Origin of the sequence: Desulfovibrio sp., assembly GCF_019424165.1 — a bacterium.
In the GTDB taxonomy this organism is placed as follows: Bacteria; Desulfobacterota; Desulfovibrionia; order Desulfovibrionales; family Desulfovibrionaceae; genus Desulfovibrio.
Genome location: NZ_JAHZAA010000058.1, coordinates 2,546 through 7,847, shown reverse-complemented (window position 1 = coordinate 7,847; position 5,302 = coordinate 2,546). Strand labels below are relative to the sequence as shown.

Sequence of the window (5,302 nt, the reverse complement as noted above, 5' to 3'; positions counted from 1 at the left end):
ATTTTCAAGCACTGCGCGGCTGTGACGCAACTTAAGGAGCATAGGGGCAACGTCGCCATGCGGCATGGCCTTTTCTTTGGCGCACTGCCCGGTGGCATAGGCCATAAACCAGTTTTTGTGATCCCTGATATCGAAAAAATCGAGGGCATCGAGCGTACTGTTATGCTGTCGTTCCATGTCCTGTGTGTACTCCCGTGGAGCGGGCAAATCAATCTACCCTCCACAATACACCCTGCTCGCGCATTTCCGCCAGACCACCTTGGGCTGCCCGTGCGGCTTCTGCTTGAGGGGCCGCACGGCTTTTGTTATAAGAACGGCCGGGGCTGCCGCCCCTCCAGCGCTACGCGTTTACGGCCTTCAATCCCTTCTGTTTACAGTTTCCGGAGAATTCATGTCCGACTTTGTTCATCTGCACTGTCATACCGAATATAGCTTGCTTGACGGAGCCATTCGCATCAAAGACCTTTGCGCCCGCGCCAAGGATTTTGGCATGCCTGCCTGCGCCATCACCGACCACGGCAACCTTTTTGGCGCGGCCTATTTTTATCAGGGCTGCAAAAATTTTGGTATCAAGCCCATTTTCGGCTGTGAGGTTTACGTTTGCCACGACCACACAGACAAGAAAACAGACTCCCCCCTTGCCCGCAGGCGTCACCACCTTATACTGCTGGCGCAGAATAAAACCGGCTACCACAACCTGGTAAAACTTGTCAGCCACGGCTTTCTTGACGGTTTTTATTACAAGCCTCGTGTGGATAAAGGGCTTCTGCGCAAATATTCTGAAGGCTTAATCTGCCTTTCTGCTTGCATTGCCGGTGAAATTCCCCGGGCCATTCTGGCTGATGACATGGATCTGGCCCGCAAGCTCACGCACGAATACGCCGATATATATCCGGACCGTTTTTATCTTGAACTGCAATCAAACGGACTCAAAGAGCAGGAAAAAGCCAATGCCGGTCTCATTGATCTGGCTGAAACGTGCAGCCTGCCCCTGGTAGCCACCAATGACTGCCATTACCTTAACGCTGATGACGCCGAGGCACATGAAGTGCTGCTCTGCATACAAACGCAGACCACTATGGATGACCCCAAGCGCATGAAGTTCGGCACGCACGAGCTTTATTACAAATCTATAGAAGAAATGGAAAAATCTTTCGGCCATGTGCCGGAAGCTCTTGCCAATACCGCGCGCATTGCCGAAGCCTGCAATGTTGAGTTGGACTTTGGCAATCACTATTTTCCCGTTTATCAACTTCCTGAAGGCGCCAGCATGGAGTCCGAGTTTCGGCGTCTTGCTGAAGAAGGTCTGGAAAAACGGCTCGAAAATCACCCCGATCGCGACCAGCTGGATCCACAAGCCTATCGCGACCGCCTGCAATACGAATTGCGCGTTATTCTGGAAATGGGTTTTCCGAGCTACTTCCTTATCGTGCAGGAATTCATCAACTGGGCAAAAAATAACGATATTCCCGTGGGGCCGGGGCGAGGATCCGCAGCGGGGTCGCTGGTGGCCTGGGCCTTGCGCATTACCAACCTTGACCCCATACCTTACAATCTTTTGTTCGAGCGCTTTCTGAACAGCGAGCGTGTGTCCCTGCCCGACATCGACGTGGACTTCTGCGAACGCCGCCGGGGCGATGTCATCAAACATATGGTGGAGACCTATGGCGAAGGTTCGGTGGCGCAAATCACCACCTTCGGCACGATGAAAGCCAAAGGCGTTGTGCGTGACGTTGGGCGCGCCCTTGGCATGAGCTTTGCCGAGACTGACCGCATCGCCAAGCTGGTGCCGGCTGACCTCAAGATGACCATCAAAAAGGCTCTTGAAAGCGAGCCGGAACTGGAAAAACTGTATCTTGAAGACCAGCAGGTCAAGCACCTGCTTGATACGGCGCGCCGCCTTGAGGGGCTTGCCCGTCATGCCTCCACCCACGCCGCCGGGCTTGTGGTTTCAGACAAGCCCATGAAGGAATACCTCCCCCTTTACCTGGGCAAACGTGGCGAGCTTGTGACCCAGTTCGACGGCCCCATGACGGAAAAGGCGGGGCTGGTAAAATTCGACTTTCTGGGTCTCAAAACCATGACGCTTATTCAGGACACCCTGGATAACATAAACCTTCAGGGTCAGGTCCCGCCGAACCTCGACAATCTCCCCCTGACCGACGCCGAAACGTACGAGCTTTATGCACGGGGCGAAACCGATGGCGTGTTTCAGGTAGAAAGTTCTGGCATGCGGCAGTATCTGCGCATGCTGCGCCCCACCTGCTTTGAAGATGTCATCGCCATGCTGGCGCTTTACCGGCCCGGCCCTCTTGGTTCCGGCATGGTGGACGAGTTCATCAAGCGTAAGCATGGGCAGGTTCCTGTCATCTACCCGCACGATTCGCTTACCGACTGCCTGCGCGATACCTATGGCGTTATTGTGTATCAGGAACAGGTCATGCAGATTGCCCAGATCATCGCCAGCTATACGCTTGGCGGGGCCGACCTGTTGCGCCGCGCCATGGGCAAGAAAAAAGCCGAGGCCATGGCCAAGGAACGCGTCACCTTTGTGGCCGGAGCCCAAAAAAACAATATCAGCGAAGAAAAAGCCAACGAAATATTCGATTTGATGGAAAAATTTGCAGAATATGGCTTCAACAAGTCACATTCCGCCGCCTATGCCCTCATTTCCTATTATACGGCGTACCTGAAGGTTCACTACAAGGTTGAATTCATGGCTGCCCTGCTTACTTCTGAAATGGGAAATCAGGATAAGCTGCTCAAATATGTTTCCTGCTGCAAAGATATGGGCATCGATGTGGTGCAGCCTTCGGTCAACCGCAGCCAGCGCGAATTTACAGCCCATGATGGTAAGGTTGTTTTCGGCCTTGGCGGCATCAAGAATGTGGGCGACGAAGCCATCCGCGAAATCGTAGAAGCCCGCCAGCAGGAAGAAGAATTTTCTTCACTTTTTGATCTGTGCTGCCGGGTAAATCTGCGCAAAGTCACCAAACGTGTGCTGGAATCCCTGATAAAAGGCGGCGCCTGCGATTGCTTCGGCGTAGCGCGGGCCGCCATGCTGGCCTCGCTGGATCTGGTGGTTACCCGCGCACAAAAAAAAGCCAAAGACAAAAATTCCAACCAGGTATCCCTGCTTGCCATGGCCCCTGTGGCAGAAAGTGCTCCGCAGCCTGGCATAGGCATAGACTGCGCTGAAGCCGCCACGCCAGAAATGGCAGATGAAGACAAACTGCGCGCCGAAAAAGACGCCCTGGGCTTTTTTCTTACAAGCCACCCTTTGCAGCCATATATACGTGAAATACGCCGCCTTGGCCTTACAACGCTTGAAGATGCGCGTGACATGTTTCCTGGGGCGGAAGTGCGCTGCGCCGTGCTTGTGACCAGCGTGCGGGAGGTTATTACCAAAAGCAAGGGCGAGCGCATGGCGTTTGCTGCGGTTGAAGATCTTACCGGACACGCCGAAGTAACCTTTTTCCCTCGCAGCTACGCCGAAATACGCCAATTGCTGCACTCGGAACAGCCTCTGTGCCTGACTGCCCGCCTGGATAAAGAGCCGGGTGATAACCGCGATCTTGATGACGAGGGGGAAGAAGCCCCGCGTGAACTCAAGCTTTTGGGCCAGAGCCTGCTGTTGATGGCCGAATGCTGCGGTCTGAATGATACGCCGGTATGCGTGCAGATTCCTCCGCACCGCATGGGGCGTGAAGACATACTGGCCCTGCGCAATATTCTTGAGAGCTACCCCGGCTCTGTAGAAACCCACGCCCAGATATGCCTTGATGGTCATGTTTGCCACTTGCATCTGGACAATGCCCTCAAGGTCTCTCCCGGCCCCGACCTGGACAAAGCCCTTGCCGCCTGGGCTTCATGAGGTCTGCTTATTCATGGTGAGATTTTTTGTGATTACGGGTCTTGGCCTGGCTCTTATCAATGGCTGGATTATCTGGTGGCTATGGCGGGCGCTTCCCCATACGGGTTGGCTGCGCCCGCTTTTGTGTCTGACTGTCGCTACGCTCGGCGCGTCGTTTCCCCTGCTCTACAAGCTTGGCGATGATTCTCTGATGCAGGTCTGGCTGCTGCGGGCGGGCGCGTTCTGGCTCGGCATGGTGTTATATGTTTTTTTGTTGGTCCTGCTTATGGACGTCTGGAGCCTGGCAAGCCGCCTGTGGCTTGGCCCGCCCGCTGGAGACGTTCCACGGTGGGGCGCGGTGCTGCTGGTGGTGGGGCTGCCCCTTGCCATTGGCTGCGCAAGCTGGCTTAACGCCGCTTACCCTACTGTGCGCCACTACGATCTTACAATAGAAACGGCAAATACCGTCCCTCCTGCCTACAAAAACGCCCCCCTGACTTTGGGAGTGCTGGCCGACATGCACCTGGGGCGTATCATCACCGCCCCCCGCCTGGTTCGCGCCATGGACATGCTCGCTCCCTACAAGCCGGATGCCGTACTGTATCTGGGGGACATTCTCGATGACCACACCCTGCTGGATGTGGAAGCCATGGCCGCGGCACTGGCCCGCGTGCAGCCACGCCTCGGTCATTGGGCTGTGCTCGGAAATCACGAATATATATCAGGGCCGGTAGAAAACAGTCTCGATATCCTGCAGCGCAGCGGAATGCGCGTATTACGAGACCAGTGGCATGTTCTTGATGACGTGCTTGTCTTGGCAGGCAGGGATGACAGAAGCAAGCTGGCGTTTACCGGCAGCCCGCGCAAAAACCTGCCGGACGTTCTGGCCGACTTGCCGTCTGAGTACAGAGAATTGCCGCTGGCGGTGTTGGACCACCAACCTCATGTATTGGATGAAGCTCGTGCAGCAGGGGCCATACTGGAGATTTCAGGGCATACCCATTACGGCCAGCTCTGGCCCTTTCACTGGGTGGTGGAAAGCATGTATGAAAACCCTCATGGCCTGTTAAGCAAAAAGGGCCTGCACTCCCTGGTATCAGCCGGCACTGGTTCCTGGGGGCCGCCCATGCGCAGCACCGCACGTCCCGAGGTGCTTGTTATAAAAATTCATTTCGTTGAAGCCGGGAAATGAAGAAACCAGAGAGACCGCCTGGCTTACCACATCAAAGCGCTTACATCAGGGTGATTCCGTTTCATCCTGATGTAAGCGCTTTGATGTGGCGTGATGCTTTTCCGCGATTTTGAAAGATATTCGCGGCTGAAAAATAACAATGCTATCCCTCTACATGGATAGCAATCCTCTGCAATACGCATCAAAACACATTGCGTGCTTCTTCCCCGCCTTCCCCTTCAGATGTTCTGACTTTTATTCTTCCACCTCGGGGTTGC

The 5,302-nt window shown here is 54.9% G+C and carries 2 protein-coding genes; both read left to right on the top strand.

Features of this window, described 5'->3' with window-relative positions; genetic code table 11:
• Positions 1-391 precede the first annotated feature (391 nt).
• On the top strand, positions 392-3,874 hold the full coding sequence (dnaE, locus tag QZ377_RS12280; protein WP_291441493.1) for a DNA polymerase III subunit alpha: 3,483 nt from the start codon (positions 392-394) through the stop codon (positions 3,872-3,874).
• 13 nt (positions 3,875-3,887) lie between these two features.
• Complete coding sequence (locus tag QZ377_RS12275; RefSeq protein ID WP_291441491.1) at positions 3,888-5,045, top strand: metallophosphoesterase; 1,158 nt, start codon at positions 3,888-3,890, stop codon at positions 5,043-5,045.
• Positions 5,046-5,302: the final 257 nt, after the last annotated feature.